Consider the following 26,076-nt stretch of genomic DNA (forward strand, 5'->3'; position numbering starts at 1 on the left):
AGGTTTTCTTTTGCAAATATAATTTTTCTATTCTGATTTATCCTAACGTTCGAAAATGTCAAACGCATTTTTTGTTGTAATTGCTGCAATTTCAGCTGGTGTTTGATGGTAAATATCAACCAACTTATCGCAAACATGTGTCAAATAACTACTTTCATTTCGTTTTCCACGAAACGGAACTGGCGCTAAATAAGGTGAATCTGTTTCGAGAACGATATGTTTGATATCAAAATCACCTAAAAATTGATCTATTTTACCATTTTTAAAGGTTACAACTCCACCAATTCCTAATTTCAAATTGAAATCTATTGCGCGTTGTGCATCTTCTTTTGTTCCTGAAAAACAATGAAAAATTCCGAATAATTTTTCATCTTTCACTTCTTCTAACACTTCAAAAACTTCATTGAAAGCATCTCGACAATGAATGATAATTGGTAAATTCTTTTCTTTTGCCCATTCAATTTGCATTTTAAATGCATCTTGTTGCGTTTGTAAAAATTCTTTTTCCCAATACAAATCAATTCCGATTTCGCCAATTGCTTTAAATGGTCGTTTATCAATCCATTCGCGCACATGAGCCAATTCGTCTTCTATTGTATCTGGATGAACCGAACACGGATGCAAACCCATCATCGCAAACATCGAATCTTGGTGAGCAGCTTCTAACGCCAACATTCTATCCGTGTAACTTTTATCAATTGCTGGCAAATAAAATCGCTCTACTCCATTTTGCTTTGCTCGCGCAATTACTTCATCTATATCATTCTCAAATTGCTCCGAATATAGATGTGTATGTGTATCAATTAACATGTTTTATTTTTGATTTCAAAAGTTCATTTTCAACTGAAAAATCAAGTTGATTTCCTTTTTCTAATTCATTCATCAATGTAATCGTTTTTACTAAAAATTGTTGATAATTGTCTGATCCTTCATTAAAAGGGCGATGATTAATTGCTGAAATAACTTTATTTATTTTTTGAATAATTGTTTGCGTTGATTGCTCGAAATAAGTTTCTGAAAACTTTTCCCAAATATAATCAACGGCTTGTTTCGATGGATGAATCAAATCTTCTTTGAAAAAACGATAATCTCTCAAATCATCTAAAACTAATTCATATGACGGGAAATATTCAACTTGATTATTTTGAAGACTTAATTGATATAAAGCATCCAACAGTCTAGCTTTACTTACATTATTTTCGATCATTCCATCTTTTGTATGACGAACAGGACTAACTGTTGTAATGATGCGAATAGTTGGATTAATTTTCTTCAAATCTGAAACAATCAATTCCAACGATTTTAGATTATCTTCTGTTGTTAATAATCTTTTTTCAAATTGTTTTGCCTCAACTTTATGACAATTCGCGACAACTTGATTTGAAGTTTTCCATTCATAAATCCACGATGTTCCCAATGTAATCATCAACACATCACAAGAATGAATGTAATCATGAACCTGATTGATTGTTGAATTTAATTCCTCTAAAACAGCTTCTTTCGTCAACGCATTAAACGACGAATGTACATCGAAACAGAAAAATTCTTCTCCGTTTTGATGTACATCAGTTATTGTAAAATATTTTTTATGAATGCTTCTTTCTATTAAATTTTGAATGGAATGTGAATTAAAAATCACTCCAAATGGATTAATTAATCCATCAAACTTTAAATCGGTCAAACGCTTTCCAATTTCATCTGAAAAACAAGAACCTATCGTCAATATTTTGTGTTGATGATTGAGTTTAAAATCAGAAGATTGAATTTGAAAAGACGTTCGAAATTGCATTTTTTATCCTTGTCGATCAATTAAAACTTCGCTTAATTCTCTCAAATAAGATTTACGTTCTTCTGGAACATCAATTTGATCCAAATAGCTGTGCGCTTTATTCGTATATTCTCTAATTAACGTTGAAAGTTTACGGTTAACATTCAGTTTTCTGAATAATTTTTCTACCGCATATACCTTATCGATATTATCTGTATTTGAACTATACCAATATAATAATTCCTCTTTTTCTTCTTCGTTTGCCGCTTCTAAAGCAGAAATGTAAAGAATCGTTTTCTTATTCTCGAAAATATCTCCAGCGTGTTTTTTACCTAAATGTTCAAGGCTACCAAAAACATCCAAATAATCATCTTTCAATTGATACGCGATTCCTAAATTCAAACCATATTGGTACAATTTATCTGAATCCTCCTCCGAAGCATTTCCAATCATTGCGCCTAATTTCAAAGCACAACCAAGTAAAACACTCGTTTTTAGAGAAATCATTTTGATGTAATCTTCGTATGAAACATTCAATTTTGTTTCATAATTCACATCCAATTGCTGTCCTTCACAAACTTCTAAAGCAGTTTTAGAAAATAATCTTGTCGAACGTTTAAATAATTCTGGTTCTAAATCTTCTAAATATTGATATGCTTTTACCAACATCGCATCACCAGAAAGAATCGCTGTATTTAATCCAAATTTTTCGTGAACTGTTGGTTTACTTCTTCTTAATGAAGCATTGTCCATAATATCGTCGTGCATCAACGAAAAATTATGAAAAAACTCAATCGCTAACGAAGGTTTCAACGCTTTTTCAACTTCACCATCAAACAAATCAGTTCCCAATAAAGTCAAAATTGGACGAATTCTTTTACCACCAATATTCAAAATATAATCCATCGGTTCGTATAATTCTTCTGGATTTTTAGAAAATGGATTTTTATCGATTGTTTCGGCAATTAATTCGTGAAATTTATCAAATGAGTACATAGTTTGATTTTTGTAAAAATTAAGTTTTGGCAAATATAACTAAGAATGATTGATTTTGGGTTGTTTTCTTTTATTTTTGATTGAACCTAAAAATTCGTTTCCGACAATCAAATACAAAAGAATTTGACCAATAATCGCCGCAATAAAATAAGGATGACCTTTTTGTAAAACAATCTCAGCACTTTGCAGCAAAGGAATTGTCCAAAAATAAGTGGAAACAATTACTAAAAGCAACGCATTAAGCCTAAAAATCCAGATTTTATTCATTTTATATGTTCCGAAATGGATAAATAAAGCGCCCAAAAAAGTATAAGCCAATACCTCAAAAAATTCATTCAGCACAAATTGTTCTCTAAATAAGCCAAAAATATCTTTGTGACTTACAAACAAAAATTCTTCAGGAACAAGATAACTCCAATGGTTTTCAATAAAAAATAAAACAAGATTTAGCATCAAAACAATCGTCAATTGATCTTTGAATTGATCAACAAACATTGAATAATACTTGAACTTTGAGATTGATTTCTTTGATTTCATTTAACGAAATAATTCACTTACAATTTGATACGATTTTCGTTTTGCTTTTTGATCAAAAACATTCGTAGAAACCATAATTTCATCAATTTTAGATTCAAAAATAAATTCATCTAAACTCTGCGCCAAAGCACCTTTACTTCCAATAAAAGACAAAGCTGTCATTCCTTTTAGCATATATTTTTGCTCAGGCGAAGCCAATTCTAATTGTGTTTTTTCGGGTGGAACAATTGGTTGGCGTTTATCGGTAATAATATTCAAAAATCCTTGGTACATCGACATCGATAAATAATGCGCTTCTTCGTCTGTATTCGCCGCAATTACATTGACACAAGCAATCGTATAAGGTTCTTGCAAAAATTCTGAAGGTTGAAATTGAGAACGATAAATCTCTACCGCATTATAAAATTGTTGTGGCGCAAAATGCCCCGCAAATGCATAAGGTAAACCTAATTTAGCCGCCAAAAAAGCCGAATCTGTACTTGATCCCAAAATATAAATCGGCACATTTGCTCCTTCTCCAGGAATCGCACGCACTTTACTTTCTTTATTATCTAAACTAAAATAGTTTTGTAGATTTTTGATTTCAGCTTCGAAATCGTAATTCATAAAATTATCTCCTCTACGCAAAATAGAAGCTGTTAATTGATCAGTTCCTGGCGCACGACCTAAACCTAAATCGATACGATTTGGATAAAGCGCATCCAAAGTCCCAAATTGTTCTGCAACTGATAAAGCAGTATGATTAGGTAGCATTATTCCTCCCGAACCAACTTTAATTCTTGAAGTTCCATTTGCTACATAGCCTATTAATAAAGAAGTTGCCGCGCTCGCTACATTCTGCATATTATGATGTTCAGATAACCAATAACGGCTATACCCTATTTCGTCTACAAATTTTGCGTTATCTAACGTGTTTTTGAACGTTTGATTTAATGTATCTCCTTCTCTTACATAAGCCAAATCCAACACTGAGTAGTTTATTTTTCTCATCCGTTCTTTTCTAATTAAAATATTAAACTAAATTACAAAGAAAAAAATTCAAAAAAAATTCCCCCATAACATACATTATGGAGGAGATAATTTTGTAATTGGATTTATAAATAGGTTTAAGTAGTTGAAGAGTCTAAAATTTTTAATTAATAGTTTGATGATAGATTAGTAATCTTTCGAGATACTTAATTCAAAAATAGATAATAAAAAAAATAAATACTCAATTTAGAGGGGGGACAACTGGGGGGACAACTGGGGGGACATTTCATATTCATCTAAATATCAATACTTTGAAAATGAAGTAAAACATAAAAATAATTCAATTTTTTGTTAAGATTTACAATTTTTTCGGTCTATATTTGAAAAAATAATATATTGAAAGTTTCTATTTTTTTTACGCTCCTACTCTTTCCTTTTTTATTTTTATCATCATTTAGTTCTATTAGTAAAAATGATGAACGTATTCTTATTGAAAAAATCATCGAACAGAATAAAAATGTGACAGATACTATTCAATTGCAAAATAATTTCAAGAAATTAGATATCTCATCAACTTCTTTTTTATCAAAAAGTCTAAAATCAATTTATCAAGTTTATTTAGCTAATCTCTATGCACAAACCAACGATAAATTAAACAAAAAAAGTAATTCGTTATTTGAGTCTGCATTAAAAGTTTCAAAAAATGTTAACTCACCAGAATTACAAATTTGGGTGAATACACAATATGGGTATTACTATTATAATTTTAGCCAATATCAAAATGCTTATCCATATTTTATGGAAGCATCAAAACTTCTCGACTTAACAAAAGATGAGGATATTTTTTCTAAAAGTGATGTTTACAAAAAGAATGCATTCTACTTTATGAATGTAAAAGAATTTGATAAAAGTGAAAAATATCTTTTGTTAGCTTTAAAATATACCAACAAAAAAGACCACGAATATGGAACAATTCTGAATGCGATTGGTCATGTTTTTATGAATAAAAATAATATTAATAAAGCAAATAATTACTTCGAATTAACAAAAGAATATGCAATTCAAAATAAGGACGAAATTCGATATGCAAAAGCTTTAGGTGATATTGCCTCTATAAATATTCTCAACAAACAGTACGATTTAGCGATTGATAATTTGAAAAAAGATATTGAAATTTCTAAAAAATTAAAAAACGCTCGAAATTTAATGTACGCTAATATTCAATTGGGAAAATTGTACTTGCAATTAAATCGAATTGATGATGCTAAAATAATTTTGAATGAAGCAAAAGAATATGCTTCTCAGAAAATTTATTTGAACAGTTTTGAATATGACATTTATAAAATCTTATTAGAAATTGCTGTAAAAAACAATAATATCAATGAGGAGTTAATTAGCCGAAGAAAACTAGATGAATTGGAGTTAGAGTTGCAAAAAACTGATGGCCAAAATGTGATTAATGAAATTAATTGGAAAATTCAACAAGATAATTTCAACTTTAAATTTGAAGCAGAAAAAGCAGAACAAGAGAAAACAACCATCCTAAAAAATGCATTATTTCTTATTTCTTTTCTATTAATCATTATCATTTTATTTGTAATAATTTCTTATCGTCGAAAAATAAAAATACAAAATTCTACATACGATAATAAAATATTATCTATTCAAAATGAAAAACTTAAATCTGAAAATAAATTAAATAAAACTGCTCAAACTTTAGAATCTTATAAAACTTATTTGTCTGAAAAGAATAAACAAATAGTTACATTAAAAAATGAAATCAATTCTATTTCCAATTCAAGTACCATAAACAAAGAAAAACAATATAATGAATTAGTTAATCTCTTAGATTCGCATTTAATGACAGACGAAAGTTGGGGAAATTTCAAAAATATTTTTGCTCATGAACAAAACGATTTTGTAAAATATCTTTCTCAAAATTTTCCATCTTTAACCGAATCTAATTTGAGAACTATTTATTTGTTAAAATTAGGCTTGAACAATTTAGAAATTTCGCAAATCTTAGGAATTTCGGCTGATTCAGTCAAAAAAGCGAAACAACGCTTAAAAAAGAAATATAAAAATTTTGATCAAATTTTTCAAGATTAAGAAAATAGGAGATAAAAAAGATGATTTACTAAATAGTAAATCATCTTTTCACTATTACTTCAACTCGAAGAAATCTCGTTTTCCTATTTTAATTTTAGTTTCGGTTTTTAATTCAAAATCATCAAAAGCATCCATTTTTTTCTCTCCATTAATTTGTACTGCACCGCTTTCTATCAAACGTCTGATTGCATTTCTCGATAAATCTTTCTTTAATTGATGACAAACATCTAACAATGTAATATTATCATTCTCAAAGTTTAAAGAACTAATTTTAACAACTTCGAAAACTCTATTTTCATCATTTCTTTTCTGAAATTGATTGTTAAAAAATTCTTCTGCTTGTTCAGCTTCATTTACAGAATGGTATTGAATAATAATATTTTTTGCAACTAATTTCTTAATTAACATTGGATTATCTGTTTTTAATCGCTCATTCAAATTCATTTTTTCTTCAATAGAAAAATCCGTTGCTAACGCAATATATTCTTCTAATAAATCATCTGGAATAGACATTGTTTTCCCAAACATTTCATTTGGTTCATCCGTCAAACCAATAATATTATTCAACGATTTACTCATCTTTTCTTTTCCATCGGTTCCTCTCAAAAGTGGCATACACATTACAATCTGAGCAGCTTCTCCATTGGTTTCTTGCAATTGTCGTCCCATTGTACAATTAAATAATTGATCCGTTCCTCCCATTTCGATATCAGCACTTATCTGAACAGAATCGTATGCTTGTAAAATCGGGTAAACCAACTCATGCATTGCAATCGGCGTATTTTCGGTGAAGCGTTTATTAAAATCATTTCGATGCATCAGTTGTGCAACCGTAACTTTTGACAACAACTGAATAATATCCGAAAAAGGTAAATGATCTAACCAGTCTGAATTAAACACAATTTCAGCCTTATTCACATCAATAATTTTTGACAATTGATTAATGTAGGTTTCCGCATTGTTCTGAACTTGTTCTGCATTCAGCGGTTGACGACTTTTATTTTTTCCTGTTGGATCTCCAATCTGAGCTGTAAAACTCCCAACCAAAATAACTATTTGATGTCCCAAATCTTGAAATTCTTTCAATTTCTTCAATACAACGGCGTGACCAAGATGTAAATCTGGTGCGGTAGGATCAAAACCTAATTTGATTCGTAATGGTCGATTTTCTTTTTCAGCTAATTTTAATTTTTCTTCCAATCCATTTTCTGGTAAAAAAATAGCTACATTTTCCTTTAAACTTTTTAAATTTTCCATGATTTTTTTTAAATAAAAAAAGCCCGAGCAAAACTGCTCGGGCTTGTAGATTATGATTAAATTTTTGACGTACAAAATTAATACGAAGTATACACATAGTCTACCCGAGCAAATATTGTACGATAATAAGTGCTAAAAAACGGTAAACGTAATATGTGTTGCAAAAACTTCATTTATAATGCAAAGGTAAGAATAGTTTTGAGAATAGAAATTTTCGTTCAAAAAATTATCTTAGACAATAATTCTATAGAAAAACCTTTATAAAAGTTTTTCGTAATAACTTTGTGTAAATTATTATAGAATGAGCAATAAAACTGCTAAAACAAATGTAGTACGAATTTTAGACACACACAATATTTCGTACGAATTGCGCGAATATGAAGTTGATGAAGAACATATTGATGCTTTGCATGTTGCAAATTCATTGAACGTAAATCCGGAAGGAATTTATAAAACTTTGGTTTTGAAAGGAAATATAGAACCATTTTTAGTTGCCGTAATTCCTGCAAACACACATCTTGATATGAAAAAATTTGCGAAAATTTCTGGTAATAAAAACTGCGAAATGCTTCCTTTGAAAGATTTGCTGAATGTTACAGGTTATATTCGTGGTGGTTGCTCACCTATCGGAATGAAAAAGCAATTTCCTACTTACATAGAAGAACTGGCTGTTTTGCAAGATCAGATTTGTATTAGTGCAGGAAAAAGAGGTTTACAAATTATTCTAAACCCCGAAGATTTAAGAAATTTGATTGAGGCTAAATTTGAAGATATTACACAATTTGATTCATAATTTATTTACTATTCAGAATGATTTTTTCTAAAATAGTTGGAAATTTTGCTTCATCTTCAAACGTCAAATCTGGATTTGCATACACAATAATTCCATTTTTATCAATCACATAAGTTGCTCTATTATTGTAACCTAAACGATTATAAGAATTATACATCAACGAAATTGCATAATTCTCATCATTCAAATACGTAATATTATTTGTTCGCAAAGCTGATTTCCATAATTCTAACAACGGATTTGTAGAACTAGAAACTGCGTAATTTTTTACATTTTGTAACAATGGATTATGATCGATTAATTGAATTTGAGCAGCACAAGTCATTGCTGCTTTCGTATCAATTGACGTAAAATCAGGCAAAATTTGTCCACTAAACGCCGCAGGATAAAACGTTAAAACTTTAAAAGTCGATTTATCATTCAAAAATTTATCTGTCGAATTAGTCTTATAATTCGGTCCATTCAAAATAAAATCTGGTGCTTTATCACCAACCTTCAAGGTTTTATTTTCTGTGATATTTACTTCTATGTTATCGATTTTAGACGTTCTTTTAATCAATCTTTCCAAAGGTTTCAGATGTTCGCCTTGCGCACGATAATCATTATCTCGCATCAAAATTTTATTGTTTTGATCCACTAGAAAAAGAATCGAACTTTCTACTAAAACATTGTTAGAATTTGACGTTGGAATTATACTCGAAATTGAATTTTGCTTAAAAGGTTTCAACCCTATTGCATTGTAAATTTTTCCAACTTCATCATAAATTACCTTCGTTCCATCCAACTTATTTTGATTAGTCGTTTCATTAAAAGCAAACGTTTGCTGCGGTTCTTTACTCCATTTATTATCTTCATTTACAATATAAATCACATCAATTTTTGGTGGATTTTGAGACGAAAATGCCAAATTCTTCACAAAATAATAATTCAGCGAAGTTGTCATCATGCTCGCATACGGATTCGTTTTGTATAAACTTGGCGTAAATACAATAATTTTAAAGTTTGAAGATTGATTGATATTTTCAATTTTATTAATCGGAAACTGAGCGCCAACATTCAAATTTTGAGCTTTTGTAAAACAAAAACCACATATAATTAGTACTATCGAATAGATTCGTAACATAAAACGTTTATTTTAAATAAACTAATAAAAACTACCACAAGATAACTAAAATTCTACTTTCTCAAAAAAACTATTCATTAAATTCTCATTAGAATTGACGATTAACTTTTGAAATTATCAAGTTTTTTTTGCAGTAAATCAGTTACCTTTGTGTTGATTTTTAATTTAAAATTTACACAAATGGAATTCAATGTTAGCAATGCTTTGAAACAATTAAATAATGATTATTCAGAAGATAAGGCGTCAGAAATTATCGAAAATCTATTGTATAATTCAACTGATTTTTCTGATGAAGACCATGAAATAATCGATCAATTGGGTGATAAATTTCTACGAATTGCTGCACAAATTTTTGTGGAAGATTTGGCGTATGATTTCAATACTTTGGTGAATTATTGGGAAGCTTTTATTGGACAATTAACAGAAGAACAATCTCAAAACTTATTGAATTTCGCTATTGAACAAACAGATACAGAATTTGTAGAAGATTTTATTATTGGATACCGAAAATTTTATTCAAATCCCAAAGAAAGTATTACATTTTTCAATAAACTGAATGAAGACGAATTTTACGAAATTAAATTCTTCAAAGCACGTTGTTATGAGGTTTTAGGTGAAAATGAAAAAGCTGTGGAAGCTTATAATAGTTACTTAAATTCTGCACATTTCAAAAAAGAAGAAAATGCTGAACAAGCTGCTGTAAACGAGTTTTATATTAGTCATAGCATTGCGCCTTTGTTAGTGAGCATGAAAAAATATGATGAAGCCAAAACTTACTTTGATCGTGTTTTAGGAAATATCGATTTCGAAGATTATTTAGCTAATTTTGAAGGTTCTAATCAACAAGAAATCAAAAGTTTCTTAGAGGATTATGTAACAACTTTGGAAGAAACTGAAGATAAAACAACTGCTGAAAAAATTTCAAAAAAAATAATGCAATATTTTTCTTAGAATTACAACATTCGGAAATGTAGTATTGATTTTTTAGCAAATATTCATAAATAGGTAAATTTAATATTTTCTTAACATTAATATAAATTCTATCTATTTGAGTATAAAAAAATAAATATAAATTTATTTATCAAATTAAGAAATCTACCTACCTTTGTACCATAAATAATTTATTCATAGTTGTTAAGGATAATGAAGTTGATTTTCTGAAGAAGAATATCCTTAATCAAATAGAGTTTTTTTATAGTATTTTTAGGTTGGTTAGTGGTTCAATGTAAGTTGAACCATTTTTTATTTCTTATAACCATAAGCACAATGTCTGCAACCATTTTGGCAACATTTTCCTTTCTGATAATGGAAAAATTCTGTAAAAACCCAATACCCATTTTCGATATAATAATGTATATGAGGAACAAACTCCGAAGGCATTGTTGGATGTGGATATTCTTGATCTAATTCTACAAAATAATTCAGTTTTTCTATACAAGAATTACACAAACATTTGTAATGCGTTTTCTTCAAAAACTCTTTTATTTCATCTTTTATAACAATTGTAGTACAAGCACAATTCGAAATATCATCTACCTTACACTCCATTGTTTCGTTACAACGCGAACAATTTTCGATCATTTTTTTGGATTATTTTTTTGATTTTTCAAAATACGAAAAATTCATAAACTTATCTTAAATCATGTGATTGAAATTCTCTATAACCATCATAAATAAATAGTTATAAATTAATTCTATCTAGACATAAAAGAAATCATTTAAGAATAATAGATTTAAAGTCAAAACTTTAAGAAATTTGTAAAAGAATAAAAGATAGACATTATCATTATTCAATTAGTGTTTTTATAGTAGTTTTGATTGGTTAAAATCCTCGGAATAATTTTCCGAGGATTTTTTATTTTCTTAATCTATCAACTAATAAACCAATTACAAAACCGATAATCGAAGGTGCAATCCAACCTAAATCGTATTCGAAAAATGGAATTTTATTCAGATTTTCTATAGTCGATTCATCTAACTTTCCTAATAATTTCAATAATTCTAAAATTGCGATGATTGTAGACGCTATTAATGCAAAAATATAAGGAGTTTTGCTTTTAATTGTTTTTCCAAACAACACTATATAAATAACTAACGTGATTGTAATTGGATATACGAAAGCCAAAGGTGGATATGCAAAATTAATAATTTCGTCTACACCTTTTATTGATAAACCAAACGATATTACTGTACATAAAATCACTAAAGCAGTGTAACTTACTTTTCCATTTGTTAAACGTCCAAAAAATGTACCTACCGCAGATGTTAATGCGATTGAAGTGGTAAGACAAGCAAACGCCATACATAACGCAATTGCAATTAACCCATACTGTCCTAATGTATTTCGAGAGATTTCTATTAATAATTCTGCACGAGAAATTTCTGGATTTGTAATTCCAGAAGTAGCACCTAAATAAATCAATCCACCATATACAAATAACAAACAAGTTGTAGACAATAAACCTGATATAATTACAATTTGAGATTTACTTTTTGTATCAGTATACCCTTTATCTCGTGCTGCTGAAATAATAATTCCAGCAAAAATAACAGAAGCCAAAACGTCTAATGTTTGATAACCTTCTATAAAACCTTTCGAAAAAGATTGCATCATCGTTAAGTCTGAAGGTAAGAAATCAGCGGTTGGGTATATAATTCCAATGACTATTAATAAGGTCAATAAAATCAATAATACTGGTGTTAAATAATTTCCAATAACGTCTACCACTTTTGAGGGACGAATCGCTAAAATAAGTGTTACTGCAAAAAATAGTAACGATCCCCACATCGGATCCAATGTTGGAAAAAATGGTTTTAATCCCACTTCGAATGTTGTTGCGGCAGTACGAGGAATCGCAATTAACGGTCCGATACAAATCATAATAATTGTACCTAAAATAGCCGCCAAATGTTTGTTCACACGATGCCCTAAATCATTAAAATTATCACCCGAAAAAACAACAGATAAAATACCAGTAAATGGCAATAAAATACCAGTTAACCCAAATGCTATCATCGCGACGAAATAATTTGAACCCACTTCTAATCCTATCAAAGGAGGTAAAAGAAGGTTTCCTGCACCAAAAAACATCGCAAACAACGCAAATCCAAGTGTTAATACATTGGTTAACTTTTTACTTTTCATATATTTAATAATTCTATCTGTTTTAAAAAACGGTTCGCAAATTACTACAATTGCATTTTCAAGCCTTAAACTTAGTAGAATTATTCGATAATCACACAGCTAATTTATAAATTTGACAGATTTGAATAATAATTTTTATATTTATCAGATTTTAAACTTTATATATTATGAATGTTTTAATCATCGATATCATCAAATCTTAATTGATTTGAAATTTTATCTAAAGTGATAATTCGATTCGTTGGTGTATAACCTTCTCCTTTTGGCTGAAAATATTGAATATCTATCTTCATAGTTTCAAAGTAAACATTCATAACAAAAATTTTTAAGCTTTTAATTTTAAAATTTTTGTAATAATATTTATGAGGTAAATATTAAACATCATAAAACAGATTGATATTGAAGGATACTCAAAAACAGCGAAAAGTATTATAATCAAACTAAAAAAATAGTATTAAAACTACCGCTAAAAAAATCGAAAAATAATTAAGATAATTAAAACCTATCGTTTCTTCATCATCAAAATTAGTGTAGAATATTGCTGCAAAAAAATCGACTATAATTAAAAGAAACAATAAATAACCTAAAAGCGGCAAATAAAAACTTAAATCATGAAATCCTCGAATAATTGTTACATCCAAAACAAAAGCTACTGGAATACAAAGCCATGTAATGTTGGTCCAAACAAATATTTGTCCAGAATTAGAGAAAATTTTTCCTAAAAACAACTCCGAAATCTTATCAATTTTCAAATAAAATGACATTGCAAATAAGCAAATCACAAGCTCTAAAATAAGAATAGAAAAGCTGAAAATTGTATCATTATTTTTAATCACAATATCCGTAAAGGAAATTGCCATCAGTACAAGACCGATGACAAAAATCCCAAAAAATAAGTGTGCAAATGTTATTTTGTTTTGTTCCATTCGATGTTTTTTGAATAGTACATTAGGATTGCAACAATGATAAATAATCCTATACTTCCTACTAATAACGCGTGTTCTTTGAGTTGTAAAACACTGTAAATAAATGTGTATAATAAAATTAACATTAATGTAATTTTGAATGTGAAACCAAATGATTTTAGGAAAGAATTGACAAAAAATGTAATCAATAAAATAGTTGCACCAGATGAAATAAAGTAAGCAATATCAAATCCTAAATATTCTGACAACGATAACAATAACACAAAATTGACACAGATTGCAAATCCAACTAACGCATATTGTACCAAGTGAATGTTGAAATTATTTCGGCTTTCGATAAAGAAAAATGCTACAAATGTTAATCCAATGAACAGAATCGCATATTTTGTCGAACGATATGTTTTGTCATAATGATCGTTCATCTGCAAGAAATTAACGCCAAAACTATAATCAGAAAAGTTAGAAGCGTCTTGCCAAATCTGTCCTTGCAAAGGATTTTGTTGATAAATAGACCATTTTACATTTGTTTTTCCATTCTTCGTTTCGGGATCAGAATTAGGTAAAAAATTTCCATCATATTTCAAATCTTTCCAATTTGTAGCCAAATCAACTTTTGTATTAATCGCAGATGGAATGATATTCAACATTTGAGAACCTTTCATCACCAAATTGATTGAAACTTGATTAAAATCGAATGTAGAAGGATCTATTTTTTGAGACATCATTTGCACAGGCATCACTTTTTTAGTGGTACTCACTTGTTCCAAATATTCTCCATTTTCTACTCTAACTTCTGGTTGAATAGTAATTGTAGAAGTTATATTATCCATATTCAATGGATAATTTTTGTTGTTAGATTGTACAATTACTTTGTTCTCATATCCTTTAGAATCAGAGATTCCAAAAACAATTTTAGTCGAAACTACATTTTCTGCACTTACTTCCACTTCATTAAGCATATCGCTATAATTCTTAAATTTCGAATTGATATTCAGTTTCGAATTGTAAACTACTGCTTCATAAATACTACGACTTTTTAACTGCGTATCAATCGTTCCATTTATATTTAAATCATTAGCAGAAATATACTTTTTCACTTGTTGCTTCACAACTTTTCCTTGTCCATCATTTACATTTTCCATGTAAGTAACCTCGATAAAAGGACCATAAATCGTCTGTTTCCCACTCCATTTATCTGAAATTTCGGTAATTACTTTTTCCTTGTTTCCTTGTCGTTCTTCAATTAAATTTAATATGAACGGAATCGGAATTAAAAGTCCTAAAACTAAAAGACATACCAAAAATCCTTTTATCATTGTTTTGTTTTGTGAATAAACTGATTGATTTTCAGGTTGATATTCATTTTTTAAATCATTGTTTTCCATAAGTTTGAATTTTATTATTTATTTTAAAAAGTACTTTGTTTTTCAAAGTTTAAATGCAAAAAAAATTATTTTATATTCTTTATTAATTTTTCAAGATAGTTCAAATGCTCCTGAAAAGCTTGTTTTCCAAGTGCTGTTATCGAATAAGTTGTATTCGTTTTTCGACCTATAAATCCTTTGTGTACAGTAATATAATCGTTTTCTTCTAGGTTTTTTAAGTGCGAAGCCAAGTTACCATCAGTCAAATCTAAAAAGTCTTTCAAATCCTTAAAAGAAATTTCTTCATTCATGACCAAAGCACTCATAATTCCCACACGAATACGATTATCAAAGACTTTGTTTAATTTATTAAGATTAAAATCCATGTTGCAAATTTAAGCTTTGTAATCATATTTTCGTACCATCCAAATCCCAAAAATTAGATGTAAAAGCCCGAAACCGATAAACCAAAACAATAAACCATTGAAAATAAAATAGAAAGCCAATAACCCTAAAAATATTTCGCACATTGCCAAATATTTTATTTCTACAATTGTGTCACGTTCTACCGTATACAAAGCTAAGCCGTAAAACAAAAGCGTTGCTGGAGCTACATAAGCAAAACTAAAATTATTGATAAAAATCAAACTTACTATTCCTCCAACGATTAAAACAAAAAGAAATTTACGCAATATTCGTTTTGTAACTGGATTTATAAATTTAACGTCATCTTTTGTCGATTTTCTGGTCATAAAAAAGAAACCTCCAATACATGCAACCATTAAAGTTACAATTCCTAAAATGAATAATTTAATTTCTAAATTATTCATTAAAATAGGTGTCAATGTTCCTCTATAATTTACTTGAAGTGCATCTTGTAGAATCAAAACATAAGCGATAAAAGCAGAAATCATTCCCACTACTCCAACCCAAACACCACTCCATCCACTAATACTTGTGAATTTTGATGTGCGTTGCATCATTGATTTGATTTCGTTTAAACTTTCTACAGGATTATTTGTGCTCATATTAAAAGTACTTTGCAATTCAAAGTTAATATAAAAAATGATTCTGCAAAATATTTTTTCAAAAAAAATCCAATTTCTAAATGAAATTGGATTTTATAAATATGATTAATTAATCAATTTTTAAGGATTTGTAGACCACAAAGAAGCTGATGCCAACATTGCGCGTTTATCTAATTTTAATAAATCGACAATTAATTGAGCAAAATCTTCAGGCTGAAGCACTTTTTCTGGATTTCCGTCTGTGATTTTCAACACATCTTTTGACATCTCAGATGCAATTGTACTTGGAGTTAAAGTCGTAACACGAATGTTTTTCTTTCTTAATTCGAACATTAATGATTCTGATAAACCTATCAATCCCGCTTTTGAAGCTGAATAAGCAGAAGTTACTGCGTTTCCTTTTAATCCTGCAGTTGAAGATACATTGATAATATCACCACTTCCTAACTCTACCATCGAAGGAATTACAGCTTTAGAAACATAATATGGTCCAAATAAATTGGTACGCACAATCTCTTCCCAATCATTTTCTGGCATTTCCAAAAAACTTCCGAAAGCCGCAATACCGGCATTATTAATCAAAATATCAAACGCTCCAAAACTCTCAATTAATCGTTCAAGTTGCATTTTCACTTCAACTTTTTCAGCTACATTAAAAATCGAATAATCCGCTTTTACTCCAAAACTTTTGATCTCTTCTACAGTTTCTTCTAATGTCTTTGTATTTCGTCCTGTCACAGCTACATTAACACCTTCTTTAGCCAATGCCAAAGCAACAGCTTTTCCTAAACCTCTACTACCTCCTGTGACTAAAGCATTTTTCCCTTTTAAATCTTGCATAATTATTTTATAATTAGAATTTTACAATTTATTTTTTGAAGATTTTTTATGATTTTGAAGTACAAAGATAAACAACATAGATTTCTAGGAAAAATATTTTTTATCTACCTAATTATAAGTATTTTTACTACTTAATCACACACTGAATGGATAAATATTTATTTTTTACTCTACTCCTTATCAACGTCCTCTCTTTTTTTTTATTTAAAATAGATAAAAAAACTCAATTATTGGTAAAAGACGTGTATCTGAATTAGCACTTTGTTTTGTGACTTTGATTGGTGGAACAATTGGTTCTCTTATGTCAATGCAGATTTATCGTCATAAAATAAGAAAAAAGTCTTTTATTTTTAAAATAGTAATGATTATAGCAATACAATGTAGTTTATTAATTTTTTTAGTTGATCGAATTTAATTGTTCTAAAATTTAAACCTACGACAGTCTTTTTTCTCAGCTTGTTGTTTCTTTTGATTCAGTCTTTTTTGCTGAGAAGCTTTAGTAGGTTTAGTCTTTTTTCTAAACTTTGGAATAATCAATGCTTTTTCAACTAATTCTAACATTTTCTTTGTTGCAGATTCTTTATTGTCCAATTGAGAGCGAGATTCTTGCGAATTGATTTGTAAAAATCCTTCTGAATTAATCTTATTTTTTAGCTTTTCTGTGATTAATGCTTTTTCTTCATCAGAAAAAAATTGGGAAACTTCAACGTTCCATTTTGCTAAAACCATCGTTTCAACCTTGTTTACATTTTGCCCTCCTGCACCGCTACTTCTCGCTGTTTTATATGTTATTTCATAAGAAAAATCTTTCATCACTTATTATTTTTATTGAATAAAATATGAGAAATCAAACAGATTAAAGTAAAAAAAACGCCAACAGCAACCACTCCATTCCATTGAAATTTATCCCACGCATTTGCTGCAATAAATGTTCCTAAAGATCCACCAATAAAATAGCTTGTCATGTAAACTGTATTCACTCGATTTCCTGCTTTGGCATCTAATCCAAAAATAATGGTTTGATTAGAAACATGCATTGCCTGTAAACCTAAATCGATCAAAATTACACCAACAATTAATCCCCAATATGTATAGCCAAATTCATAGAAAAATCCCCAAGAAATTAGCATAGTAATGATGGAATAAAAGATAATTTTTGATGTTGACAGAACTTTTGAAACTCTACCAACTAATGCAGCAGCTAATGCTCCTACTGCTCCAATTAATCCAAAAGCACCAGCAATATCGCTTCCAACAAAAAATGGTGCTTCTTCTAAGTGAAAAACCAATGTTGTCCAAAATGCACTAAATGCTGCAAAACCTGTAGCTCCACGAAAAGAAGCTAATCTTAATTGTGGTTGATTTTTTACTAAATCTACAATCGATTTCATCAAATTACCATAAGTTCCTTTGAAATTTGGTTGTATTTCTGGTAAAAATATATAGATAAAAATCCATAGAACAAACATTAAAATTGCGCCTATCATATAAACTTCTCGCCATCCTAAATATTCACCAATAAAGCCACTAAAAACACGAGAAAGTAGAATACCAACAAGCAAACCACTCATAACCATCCCGACAGCTTGCGCTTTTTTTTGAGGTTCAGCTAATTCAGCCGCCATTGGCACAAAAACTTGCGGAATAACTGAGGTGAAACCGATTAGAAAACTTAATGGAAAAAGCCAGCTTACAGATGGTGCAAAATACATTCCCAAAAGAGCTGCGATTATAAAAACAAAATCGATTAAGATCATTCGTTTTCGTTTCAGTAAATCTCCTAAAGGAATAATAAACAACAATCCACAAGCGTATCCAATTTGTGTTAACATTGCAATATTAGAAACTTTACTTTCGGAAACATTAAAATCTTTAGCGATTAATGACAATAATGGCTGATTGTAATAATTATTTGCCACAACCAAACCGCTCCCAATAATCATTATCCATAAAATGATTGGAGTTAATTTGGGTTTCATTTGTAAATTTTCCATTCTAATATTCGCTTGCTTCAGTCAAAAGTTTAACATCATCATGAGATAATTGCACATTTACACCTTCTACAAAAGCATCAAGATGTTGTTCCTTAGTTGCACTCGCAATGGGAGCTACAACAGTTTTCTGATCCATTAACCAAGCCAATGCAACTGCCGAATAAGAAATATTATATCGTGTAGAAATAGTTTGTAAAGCGTCCAAAATTTTGAATCCTCTTTCATTCAAATACTTTTTGATTCCATTACCGCGCAAACTTTGTTGTAAATCTTCTTCAGTTTTATATTTACCTGATAAAAAACCACTCGCTAAACTGTAATAAGGGATAACAGCTAAATTATATTTCTCAGCAACAGGTTGCAAAAATTCTTCAAAATGCTGACGATCATACAAATTATATTCAGGTTGCAAGGTTTTGTATTGCGGCAAATTATAAAGTTCTGATTTATCCAACGATTCAATCAATCGCTCCGAAGAAAAATTAGAAGCTCCTATAAATCTCACTTTTCCTTCTTTTATCAATTGATTATAAACGGATAAAGTTTCTTCTACAGGTGTATTTACATCATCATAATGAGTTTGATACAAGTCGATATAATCTGTTTGTAAACGGATAAGTGATTCTTCTACTTCTTTTAAGATATGAGCTTTTGTAGTATTTGGCTTATCTTGAATCATATTTCGTCCACCAACTTTCGTTGCCAAAACAATTTGATCTCTCACTCCTCTCGATTTTAACCAATTTCCGATAATTCGTTCAGACTCTGTTCCAACATTACCTTCCACCCAATACGAATAGTTATTTGCAGTGTCTATCGCATTAAATCCTCTGTCCAAAAATCCATCTAAAATTCGAAAAGATTCTTCTTCATTCAATGTCCAACCAAAAACATTTCCTCCGAAAAAAATTGGTTTTATTTCTAAATCTGTATTTCCTAATTGTACATTTTTCATGGGGATAAAGATAAAAAAAAGCTACTTTGCAGTAGCTTCTTGTTGTAAAATTTTTTGACTCACACGTCGAAAAATGTAACTTTTAAGATACTTTTATGGTGTCTTCATAGGTTTAGAAAACAAAGCATCAAAGTTTAATACTTAGTTTGAAATCGATACAACAAATATATATACTGAATAATATCTATCATTAAAATAGAGTTCAGATTTCGTTAATTCACGTTTCAGCAAGGTGAATTGTGAATTTATTCAGGTGAAATTTTAATCAACTTTCAAAATCATTCGAACTTTTGTTCCTTTTTCATGAAAATTTATAAAAATATTTTCTTCAATATTACGATTAAGCAATTGTAAACGCTCATTAACTATCTTAAGTGCTTTCGAATCGTGAGTTTTATTTTGCGTAATTTGTGTTGTATTTCCCTTTCCATTATCTTCAATGATTATTTCTAAATAATCAATTTTTACACGAATAATCAATTTGATAATCGGTTGTAAATGATTTTGATCAAATGCGTGAACAAAAGAATTTTCGATAATTGGTTGAATCAACATTGGAGGAATTTTGATGCGATAAATATCCAATTGACTATCAATTTGAACATCAAATTCTATTTTATTTTTCCATCTAAAATTCTCAACTTCAACATATAATTTCAAAAAATCAATTTCGTCTTTCAAACTAATTTCATCTTTTGTTGAAAGATTTAACATCTGACGAATCAAGTGAGAAAAACGTCCCAACGAATTTAACGCATTATCAATATCATTATCCAAAATATAAAACTGAATAGAATTCAGCACATTGAAAATAAAATGCGGATTCATTTGCGATTGTAAAGCTGTTAACTTCGTTTCGGTTAATTGCCGCTCTAATTGCAAACGTTGATTTTCTTGAGTATTTTTTTCATTTAATTGACTAATTTTTAATTGATTAAATTTATTTAACGTCTTGATTTTATTTGTATTATAACGATAAATAATCAATCCTAAAGTTAAGACTGACAACAAAATAAAATAAATATTCAAGTAAAAAGGTTCGTCAACATTCAACGAAACCAAATCAATAATTTGTTTTTGTCCATTGCTTGTATCCGTTATTTCTAATTGAACACGATATTTACCATATGGTATATTCCGCAAATAAATAGATGGGTTATAAAAATACTCGTTCCACTTTTCATCAGGATTTACACGATATCTGTACTTATAACTTTGAGCAAAATTAGCATCAACCACAGCAAAATTTAATGTAATATTATTCTCATTATTCTTTAAATTCAAATCTTTATCAATCAAATCAAACCACATAAATTTATCTATTCCAAAAGATTGATCATTAATTTTAAAACTTGTAATTATAATCTCTTTCGACTGATTTTTTTGCTTTAATAAATTCTCAAGATTTAACTTATAATATCCATTTTCAACACCAATTGTAGCCGTTTTTCCGTCAAAAATAGACGAATGTATATCCTTATTTACAAAACCTTGTTCATTACCAATCATATATGTTTTACCATTATTGAAAACGAGTAAATTACGATTGGTTCCAATCAGAATTGAGTTCCCAAAAATGTCAATTGAACTGATATTTTCCCCGCCAATTTCACGAATATTGATTACTTTTTTTGTGATTAATTCATCTCCTTTTACCTCTAAAATATAGACTTTCGCAAATTCTGTTGCAACCAACAACTGATTATCTCCAACGCATTTTATCATTTTAATTTTAGATTCATTAAACTGATTATTTTGCAAATAAGAAATAAAATTTCCATTTTCATACTTGAATAATCCATCCAAAGAAGAACCAAAAAATACAGCTTTTTTATTTTGACAAATCGAAACAACATCTTTCGGAACATTCGCTTGCGTAGCTGAATATGCGTGATATTTTAGATTATTCAGATCATCAAAAACCAAAATTCCTCCAAAAGGATTTGTCTGAATAAATTGATTATTAAAATATGTAAATTGACTTGTTCGATTAGGTAAATAATCTTTGAATTCTCCATTAAAATCTAACTCGAAAAGTCCTAAATTAGTTGCTATAATAAACGAATTATGACGAATAATCATTTTATAAAAACGAAGATTTTTTTCTTTCAAATCAAAATCAATTTCATAAAAATCTTTATTTGATTGACTTAAAAAATCTTTGAATTTTGACTTATTTCGAAGCATATATTGATAAAAAGCATTTCTCTTTATCTGCTTATTGAATACATTATTCTCTTGAAAATAAAGTCCTTCTGGTGTTAAAAAATATTGTGTATTCGCAACTTTTAGAATTTCAATGACTCTTTTATTATCAATCGTTGAAAAATCTAAAAAATGATTAAAATGAACTTCAAAAAGTCCTTTATCAGCACTTCCAACATAAATTAAATCATCCGTTTTACTACTAAAAACTCGATATGGATAATCCGAAGTGATTTTAAAATTTTCTGTTTGATCTGTTATTTTATTGTCCTTTAATTCGGCAACCATTCCATTTCCTGCACCCGTTTCGTAACCAGCTAATAAAAGAGAATGACGTTTATCTGAAATGTTGTGATTTCTAAAAACTGGAAAATCGTAGGTTTTAAAATTCAATTTTTTATTCAAAAAATCGTTTATCGAAATGATATTAAGACCTTTAGAAGATGACAAATACAAATCATTATTATTCAAAAAACTATAATTAATTCGATTGAAAGGATTGACCAACTTCAACTTATCGCGATGAACTTCATAAACACCATGATCTATTGTTGCAACATAAACCTTGTTTTGATATTCGAAAAAAGATACCGCTTCGAACACAATATTGTTATTTTTTTCAAAAGAAGGATTATAAATTTTCTTTGATTTTGTATCAATAATCGAAACGCCACCTTGCGCAGCAACATATATTAAATCATCTAAATAAAATAAATTTCGAACACGATCCGAAACTAATCCTTTCGCTGTATTAATTTGTTCAAAACGTTGACCAGTAAATTTCAATATCCCTTGTCCGTAACTTCCGAACCAAACATTATATTGCTTATCTTCTATTATTGTCCAAACATTATTGTATTGTACTTTCTCGAAGCGTTTCATCATTTTGAAATTGTCCATGTCTTTCACAAATACGCCAAAACGAGTTCCAACCCACAAGATTTTACGAGAATCTTTGTAAACACTCAAAATCTCATTGGCAGGCAAGCCATTTTCGTACGTGTATTGTTTTGTCAGAACATATTGCGCAGAAAGTTGATGAGAGCAATGAAATAAAACAAGTAAAAAAATGAAGTTACGCAACCACATTCGATAAAATTTTATACCCCAAAGAAGTTACAGGAAGATTTGATTCACCATCTTTTGGATGACAATTCAGAATCAATAAATTGTTTCGTTTATCAAATTTTTTAGCAAAATTAATATTAACCAAATACGATCTATTGACACGGAAAAAATTGGTTTGATCAATTAAATTTTCTACCTCTTTCAGCGTTTTAGTTACCATGTACGCCTCTTTTTCAGTAAAAATTGTACAATAACTATCATCTGCTTTACAGTAAATAATATTTTCAATTTTCAGTACCAAAACCTCTGTTATAGATGGAATAAATATAATTCCATGCTCATTTTTGAAAACGTCTTTCAGATTATCAGTTTCTACTTCATCTTCAAAATCATCTGCAATATTAATAATCTCTTTCGTTATTTTTGTTTGATTTTGACGCTCTACAAAACGATTCAATAATACTTTAAGATCAGAAATTGAAATAGGTTTCATCAAATAACCCAAACATCCCCATTGATTTACAGCTTCTAAAATATAGTCTGAATGAGCTGTTGTGAAAATGACATCAAACGTAATATCATCGAAATAATCAAATAATTTAAACCCAAATTCCTCTGGCATGTGAATATCCAAAAAAACGATATCTGGTTGATTTTCCTTAATTTTTTCAACGCCTTCTTTTACAGAATTTGCAGTATCAATGGAAACAAAAAAATCTGGCAAAGCATGTTGAATAATTTTCTTTAACCCTTGTTGAGCAAAGTGTTCATCATCTATAATAAGAGCTTTGTAATGATTCATTTGAGTTTAATTTGTTACAAATATAAACTAAAAAAGGATGCTCCGTAGAACATCCTTTGATTATGATTGAAGTAATATTTTTAAACTCTTTTCGATTTTAATTGTAAAAAGATTGCTGCAATTATTGATCCTACCGAAGCCATAATAAAGCCAACCCACAATTGCGAATTAAATCCTAACCCCATTGCAATCGGAATTCCTCCTAAAAATGCACCTAAAGCATTTCCGATATTAAAACTTGCTTGACCAGCTGCTGCGGCTAAAGTTTCGGATCCTTTTCCGTTATTAATCAACATCATTTGAATTGGCGAACCAATTGTAAACGCAATTAATCCCGTAATAAACGACATAATATAAGCCATTATTTGTATGTGAGAAGTGAAATAAACAATCACTAAACAAATCGCCATCGAAGCAAATGAGATAATTGCAGCTTTATTTGGCGACATGGTATCTGCCAATTTTCCACCTATAAAATTACCTACAAACATTCCTAGACCAATCAAGGTCATAATAATTGGAACTTTTGTTTTGGGTAAATCTGCCACATTTGTCATTAATGGAGAAATGTAACTTATCCACGCAAATAATCCTGAAGTTCCGATAGAAATCATCACAATTAATACCCAAGCTTCCCATTTTTTGAAGAAACTTAATTGCTCTACTAAACTTCCTTTGTTTGTATTTTTAAGATTTGGAACCCAAAGCGAAATCGCTAACATTGTGATTAATCCTAAACTTGCTATAATCCCAAACGTTAATCGCCACGAAAAAACTTGTCCTAATTTCGTCCCTAATGGAACTCCGACTAAATTCGCAAACGTTAATCCCGCAAACATAATCGAAATAGCTTGCGCTTCTTTTCCTTTTGTTGCTAATTGTGCTGCCACAACAGATCCTACACCGAAGAATGCTCCATGAGGTAAACCAGACATAAAACGAGCAATTAATAAGGTATTATAACTTGGTGCGATAACAAAAAGTGAGTTAAAAATGGTAAACAATAACATAAAAAAGATTAATACTTTTTTAGGCGAATATTTACTTGTAGCCATGATCAATGTTGGAGCTCCAACCATTACGCCCATTGCATACATTGATATAAAATTCCCTGCTGTTGGAATTGAAATATTCAAATCTTTTGCAAAATCTTCTAAAACTCCCATCATCGAAAATTCCGTCATTCCGATGGCTAAACCTCCCATTGCTAAGGCAAGTAAACTCTTTTTTACCATTTATTCTTCTATTCTTCGTATAATTCTATCGGCAAACCGTCGGGATCTTCAAAAAAAGTAAACTTCTTTTGCGTGTATTCATCCACACGAATTGGCTCTACCATCACATTCAACTGCGTTAATTTTTCTACTTCATTTTCTATATTTTCCACAGCAAAAGCAATATGTCTCAATCCAGAAGCTTCTGGTCGAGAAACACGTTTTGGTGGATTAGGAAAAGAAAATAATTCGATGCAGTAATAATTTTGCAAAGCTAAATCTAATTTATAAGAATCACGTTCTTTTCGGTAAACTTCTTGCACAATTTCGAATCCTAAAATTTCTGTGTAAAAATGTTTTGATTTTTGATAATCCGAACAAATGATTGCAATATGATGGATTTTTTTTAATGCTAACATAATTTATGCGTAATGATTATTTTTTGCTCTTTCATATTGTGGCAACCACTTTATATCTTCTTCTAACTCTTTTGCAGCACGTAATGCAAAATATGGATCGCGTAATAATTCTCTTCCTAAAAAGATTAAATCTGCTTCTTCATTTTGAAGAATTTCTTCGGCTTGTTTTGGCTCAAAAATTAATCCAACAGCTCCAGTAATGATTTCGACTTGGTTTTTAATTTCATTTGCGAATGGAACTTGATAATTTTTTTTGACATCAATCTTTTGATGACTCACTCCTCCTCCAGACGAAACATCAATCACTTCTACTCCATTTTGTTTTAAAATTTTACACAATTCAATTGTTTCTTCTAAATTCCAACCATTTTCTGCCCAATCCGAAGCTGACAAACGAACCCAAAGCGATTGAGTTGTAATATATTTTTGCATTTCAGCAACAATTTCCAACACAAAACGAATTCTATTTTCGAAACTTCCACCATATTCATCTGTTCTATTATTAATTAAAGGTGACAAAAACTGATGAACCAAATAACCATGCGCGCCATGAATTTCTAAAAT

26 protein-coding genes are annotated in these 26,076 nt (G+C 29.4%); 4 read left to right on the forward strand and 22 right to left on the reverse strand.

Going from position 1 to position 26,076, the window contains the following annotated elements; translation table 11 throughout:
* Positions 1-42 precede the first annotated feature (42 nt).
* The 5 genes from B2X73_RS12420 to B2X73_RS12440 are packed head-to-tail and all read right to left on the reverse strand — an operon-like array spanning position 43 to position 4,291.
* Positions 43-810, reverse strand: coding sequence for a TatD family hydrolase (locus tag B2X73_RS12420; protein ID WP_221855403.1), 768 nt, complete (start codon positions 808-810; stop codon positions 43-45).
* Complete coding sequence (locus tag B2X73_RS12425) at positions 800-1,789, reverse strand: GSCFA domain-containing protein (RefSeq protein WP_221855401.1); 990 nt, start codon at positions 1,787-1,789, stop codon at positions 800-802. Before B2X73_RS12425 ends, B2X73_RS12420 begins: the two co-directional genes overlap by 11 nt.
* 3 nt (positions 1,790-1,792) lie before the next feature.
* Positions 1,793-2,764 carry a polyprenyl synthetase family protein gene (locus B2X73_RS12430; protein WP_115000998.1) on the reverse strand — a complete coding sequence of 324 codons (972 nt, stop codon included), beginning with the start codon at positions 2,762-2,764 and terminating at the stop codon, positions 1,793-1,795.
* A gap of 39 nt (positions 2,765-2,803) precedes the next feature.
* Positions 2,804-3,301: a hypothetical protein gene (locus B2X73_RS12435; RefSeq protein ID WP_291096551.1), complete on the reverse strand. Its 498-nt coding sequence runs from the start codon at positions 3,299-3,301 to the stop codon at positions 2,804-2,806.
* Positions 3,302-4,291 (reverse strand): LLM class flavin-dependent oxidoreductase, encoded by a 990-nt coding sequence (locus tag B2X73_RS12440; protein ID WP_115001001.1) that lies wholly within the window; start codon positions 4,289-4,291, stop codon positions 3,302-3,304.
* 498 nt (positions 4,292-4,789) lie between these two features.
* On the opposite strand from B2X73_RS12440, the gene B2X73_RS12445 reads away from it, so the two are divergent.
* Positions 4,790-6,379 (forward strand): transcriptional regulator, encoded by a 1,590-nt coding sequence (locus B2X73_RS12445; RefSeq protein WP_291077631.1) that lies wholly within the window; start codon positions 4,790-4,792, stop codon positions 6,377-6,379.
* A 54-nt stretch (positions 6,380-6,433) separates the two neighbouring features.
* On the opposite strand, the gene tyrS is transcribed toward B2X73_RS12445, so the two are convergent.
* Complete coding sequence (gene tyrS, locus B2X73_RS12450) at positions 6,434-7,636, reverse strand: tyrosine--tRNA ligase (protein WP_125349288.1); 1,203 nt, start codon at positions 7,634-7,636, stop codon at positions 6,434-6,436.
* A gap of 301 nt (positions 7,637-7,937) precedes the next feature.
* On the opposite strand from tyrS, the gene ybaK reads away from it, so the two are divergent.
* A complete protein-coding gene (gene ybaK, locus B2X73_RS12455; RefSeq protein ID WP_125349287.1) occupies positions 7,938-8,429 on the forward strand; it encodes a Cys-tRNA(Pro) deacylase in 492 nt (163 codons plus the stop codon).
* Position 8,430: 1 nt separating this feature from the next.
* On the opposite strand, the gene B2X73_RS12460 is transcribed toward ybaK, so the two are convergent.
* Positions 8,431-9,552, reverse strand: coding sequence for a redoxin domain-containing protein (locus tag B2X73_RS12460; protein ID WP_038331384.1), 1,122 nt, complete (start codon positions 9,550-9,552; stop codon positions 8,431-8,433).
* Positions 9,553-9,732: 180 nt separating this feature from the next.
* On the opposite strand from B2X73_RS12460, the gene B2X73_RS12465 reads away from it, so the two are divergent.
* Positions 9,733-10,503 (forward strand): hypothetical protein, encoded by a 771-nt coding sequence (locus B2X73_RS12465; protein WP_286495190.1) that lies wholly within the window; start codon positions 9,733-9,735, stop codon positions 10,501-10,503.
* Positions 10,504-10,794: 291 nt separating this feature from the next.
* On the opposite strand, the gene B2X73_RS12470 is transcribed toward B2X73_RS12465, so the two are convergent.
* The 7 genes from B2X73_RS12470 to B2X73_RS12500 all read right to left on the reverse strand — a co-directional run bounded on the left by B2X73_RS12470 (position 10,795) and on the right by B2X73_RS12500 (position 16,855).
* Positions 10,795-11,133, reverse strand: a complete 339-nt coding sequence (locus tag B2X73_RS12470; RefSeq protein ID WP_038331257.1) for a cysteine-rich CWC family protein — start codon at positions 11,131-11,133, stop codon at positions 10,795-10,797.
* Positions 11,134-11,407: 274 nt separating this feature from the next.
* Positions 11,408-12,697 carry a branched-chain amino acid transport system II carrier protein gene (brnQ, locus tag B2X73_RS12475; protein WP_291096553.1) on the reverse strand — a complete coding sequence of 430 codons (1,290 nt, stop codon included), beginning with the start codon at positions 12,695-12,697 and terminating at the stop codon, positions 11,408-11,410.
* A gap of 440 nt (positions 12,698-13,137) precedes the next feature.
* Complete coding sequence (locus B2X73_RS12480) at positions 13,138-13,623, reverse strand: hypothetical protein (protein ID WP_291096555.1); 486 nt, start codon at positions 13,621-13,623, stop codon at positions 13,138-13,140.
* Positions 13,605-15,008 carry a cell envelope integrity protein CreD gene (gene creD / locus B2X73_RS12485; RefSeq protein ID WP_286495193.1) on the reverse strand — a complete coding sequence of 468 codons (1,404 nt, stop codon included), beginning with the start codon at positions 15,006-15,008 and terminating at the stop codon, positions 13,605-13,607. Before creD ends, B2X73_RS12480 begins: the two co-directional genes overlap by 19 nt.
* A gap of 65 nt (positions 15,009-15,073) precedes the next feature.
* Entirely contained in the window at positions 15,074-15,373 is a 300-nt protein-coding gene (locus B2X73_RS12490) for a winged helix-turn-helix domain-containing protein (RefSeq protein ID WP_038331250.1), read from the reverse strand.
* Positions 15,374-15,382: 9 nt separating this feature from the next.
* Positions 15,383-16,015, reverse strand: coding sequence for a hypothetical protein (locus B2X73_RS12495; protein WP_219034337.1), 633 nt, complete (start codon positions 16,013-16,015; stop codon positions 15,383-15,385).
* A 120-nt stretch (positions 16,016-16,135) separates the two neighbouring features.
* The gene (locus B2X73_RS12500) at positions 16,136-16,855 is read right to left on the reverse strand and encodes a 3-ketoacyl-ACP reductase (protein ID WP_221856283.1); all 720 of its coding nucleotides are present in this window, start codon (positions 16,853-16,855) and stop codon (positions 16,136-16,138) included.
* Positions 16,856-17,084: 229 nt separating this feature from the next.
* Here B2X73_RS12500 and B2X73_RS12505 point away from each other — a divergent pair, with 229 nt between their 5' ends.
* Positions 17,085-17,270 carry a DUF1294 domain-containing protein gene (locus B2X73_RS12505; RefSeq protein WP_409410630.1) on the forward strand — a complete coding sequence of 62 codons (186 nt, stop codon included), beginning with the start codon at positions 17,085-17,087 and terminating at the stop codon, positions 17,268-17,270.
* Between the two features lie 5 nt (positions 17,271-17,275).
* Here B2X73_RS12505 and arfB read toward each other — a convergent pair whose 3' ends face one another.
* The 8 genes from arfB to B2X73_RS12545 all read right to left on the reverse strand — a co-directional run.
* The gene (arfB, locus tag B2X73_RS12510; protein WP_286495197.1) at positions 17,276-17,668 is read right to left on the reverse strand and encodes an alternative ribosome rescue aminoacyl-tRNA hydrolase ArfB; all 393 of its coding nucleotides are present in this window, start codon (positions 17,666-17,668) and stop codon (positions 17,276-17,278) included.
* Positions 17,668-18,834, reverse strand: coding sequence for an MFS transporter (locus B2X73_RS12515; RefSeq protein ID WP_291096557.1), 1,167 nt, complete (start codon positions 18,832-18,834; stop codon positions 17,668-17,670). The genes arfB and B2X73_RS12515 overlap by 1 nt, the downstream gene beginning before the upstream one ends.
* Before the next feature lie 16 nt (positions 18,835-18,850).
* A complete protein-coding gene (locus B2X73_RS12520; protein ID WP_286495199.1) occupies positions 18,851-19,804 on the reverse strand; it encodes an aldo/keto reductase in 954 nt (317 codons plus the stop codon).
* Between the two features lie 261 nt (positions 19,805-20,065).
* Positions 20,066-23,098: a sensor histidine kinase gene (locus B2X73_RS12525; RefSeq protein WP_286495201.1), complete on the reverse strand. Its 3,033-nt coding sequence runs from the start codon at positions 23,096-23,098 to the stop codon at positions 20,066-20,068.
* Positions 23,085-23,879 (reverse strand): LytR/AlgR family response regulator transcription factor, encoded by a 795-nt coding sequence (locus B2X73_RS12530; RefSeq protein ID WP_221856275.1) that lies wholly within the window; start codon positions 23,877-23,879, stop codon positions 23,085-23,087. Before B2X73_RS12530 ends, B2X73_RS12525 begins: the two co-directional genes overlap by 14 nt.
* Positions 23,880-23,959: 80 nt before the next feature.
* On the reverse strand, positions 23,960-25,114 hold the full coding sequence (locus B2X73_RS12535; RefSeq protein WP_286495202.1) for an MFS transporter: 1,155 nt from the start codon (positions 25,112-25,114) through the stop codon (positions 23,960-23,962).
* 8 nt (positions 25,115-25,122) lie between these two features.
* Positions 25,123-25,512, reverse strand: a complete 390-nt coding sequence (locus B2X73_RS12540) for a VOC family protein (protein ID WP_125349274.1) — start codon at positions 25,510-25,512, stop codon at positions 25,123-25,125.
* A 3-nt stretch (positions 25,513-25,515) separates the two neighbouring features.
* A partial coding sequence (locus tag B2X73_RS12545; protein ID WP_291096559.1) for a tRNA-dihydrouridine synthase occupies positions 25,516-26,076 on the reverse strand: 561 nt, incomplete at its 5' end.

The organism is Empedobacter sp. UBA7252 (assembly GCF_002472765.1).
GTDB lineage: Bacteria > Bacteroidota > Bacteroidia > Flavobacteriales > Weeksellaceae > Empedobacter > Empedobacter falsenii_B.

What these genes read in the sequence shown, in the direction of transcription:
- B2X73_RS12500 (WP_221856283.1), bottom strand. Translation starts at nt 16,855, where the DNA reads ATGCAAGATTTAAAAGGGAAAAATGCTTTAGTCACAGGAGGTAGTAGA.
- B2X73_RS12490 (WP_038331250.1), bottom strand. Translation starts at nt 15,373, where the DNA reads ATGGATTTTAATCTTAATAAATTAAACAAAGTCTTTGATAATCGTATT.
- creD (WP_286495193.1), bottom strand. Translation starts at nt 15,008, where the DNA reads ATGGAAAACAATGATTTAAAAAATGAATATCAACCTGAAAATCAATCA.
- B2X73_RS12530 (WP_221856275.1), bottom strand. Translation starts at nt 23,879, where the DNA reads ATGAATCATTACAAAGCTCTTATTATAGATGATGAACACTTTGCTCAA.
- B2X73_RS12425 (WP_221855401.1), bottom strand. Translation starts at nt 1,789, where the DNA reads ATGCAATTTCGAACGTCTTTTCAAATTCAATCTTCTGATTTTAAACTC.
- brnQ (WP_291096553.1), bottom strand. Translation starts at nt 12,697, where the DNA reads ATGAAAAGTAAAAAGTTAACCAATGTATTAACACTTGGATTTGCGTTG.
- B2X73_RS12460 (WP_038331384.1), bottom strand. Translation starts at nt 9,552, where the DNA reads ATGTTACGAATCTATTCGATAGTACTAATTATATGTGGTTTTTGTTTT.
- B2X73_RS12470 (WP_038331257.1), bottom strand. Translation starts at nt 11,133, where the DNA reads ATGATCGAAAATTGTTCGCGTTGTAACGAAACAATGGAGTGTAAGGTA.
- B2X73_RS12495 (WP_219034337.1), bottom strand. Translation starts at nt 16,015, where the DNA reads ATGAGCACAAATAATCCTGTAGAAAGTTTAAACGAAATCAAATCAATG.
- B2X73_RS12535 (WP_286495202.1), bottom strand. Translation starts at nt 25,114, where the DNA reads ATGGTAAAAAAGAGTTTACTTGCCTTAGCAATGGGAGGTTTAGCCATC.
- B2X73_RS12430 (WP_115000998.1), bottom strand. Translation starts at nt 2,764, where the DNA reads ATGTACTCATTTGATAAATTTCACGAATTAATTGCCGAAACAATCGAT.
- B2X73_RS12435 (WP_291096551.1), bottom strand. Translation starts at nt 3,301, where the DNA reads ATGAAATCAAAGAAATCAATCTCAAAGTTCAAGTATTATTCAATGTTT.
- B2X73_RS12480 (WP_291096555.1), bottom strand. Translation starts at nt 13,623, where the DNA reads ATGGAACAAAACAAAATAACATTTGCACACTTATTTTTTGGGATTTTT.
- B2X73_RS12540 (WP_125349274.1), bottom strand. Translation starts at nt 25,512, where the DNA reads ATGTTAGCATTAAAAAAAATCCATCATATTGCAATCATTTGTTCGGAT.
- B2X73_RS12420 (WP_221855403.1), bottom strand. Translation starts at nt 810, where the DNA reads ATGTTAATTGATACACATACACATCTATATTCGGAGCAATTTGAGAAT.
- B2X73_RS12465 (WP_286495190.1), top strand. Translation starts at nt 9,733, where the DNA reads ATGGAATTCAATGTTAGCAATGCTTTGAAACAATTAAATAATGATTAT.
- B2X73_RS12440 (WP_115001001.1), bottom strand. Translation starts at nt 4,291, where the DNA reads ATGAGAAAAATAAACTACTCAGTGTTGGATTTGGCTTATGTAAGAGAA.
- tyrS (WP_125349288.1), bottom strand. Translation starts at nt 7,636, where the DNA reads ATGGAAAATTTAAAAAGTTTAAAGGAAAATGTAGCTATTTTTTTACCA.
- B2X73_RS12525 (WP_286495201.1), bottom strand. Translation starts at nt 23,098, where the DNA reads ATGTGGTTGCGTAACTTCATTTTTTTACTTGTTTTATTTCATTGCTCT.
- arfB (WP_286495197.1), bottom strand. Translation starts at nt 17,668, where the DNA reads ATGAAAGATTTTTCTTATGAAATAACATATAAAACAGCGAGAAGTAGC.
- B2X73_RS12515 (WP_291096557.1), bottom strand. Translation starts at nt 18,834, where the DNA reads ATGAAACCCAAATTAACTCCAATCATTTTATGGATAATGATTATTGGG.
- ybaK (WP_125349287.1), top strand. Translation starts at nt 7,938, where the DNA reads ATGAGCAATAAAACTGCTAAAACAAATGTAGTACGAATTTTAGACACA.
- B2X73_RS12520 (WP_286495199.1), bottom strand. Translation starts at nt 19,804, where the DNA reads ATGAAAAATGTACAATTAGGAAATACAGATTTAGAAATAAAACCAATT.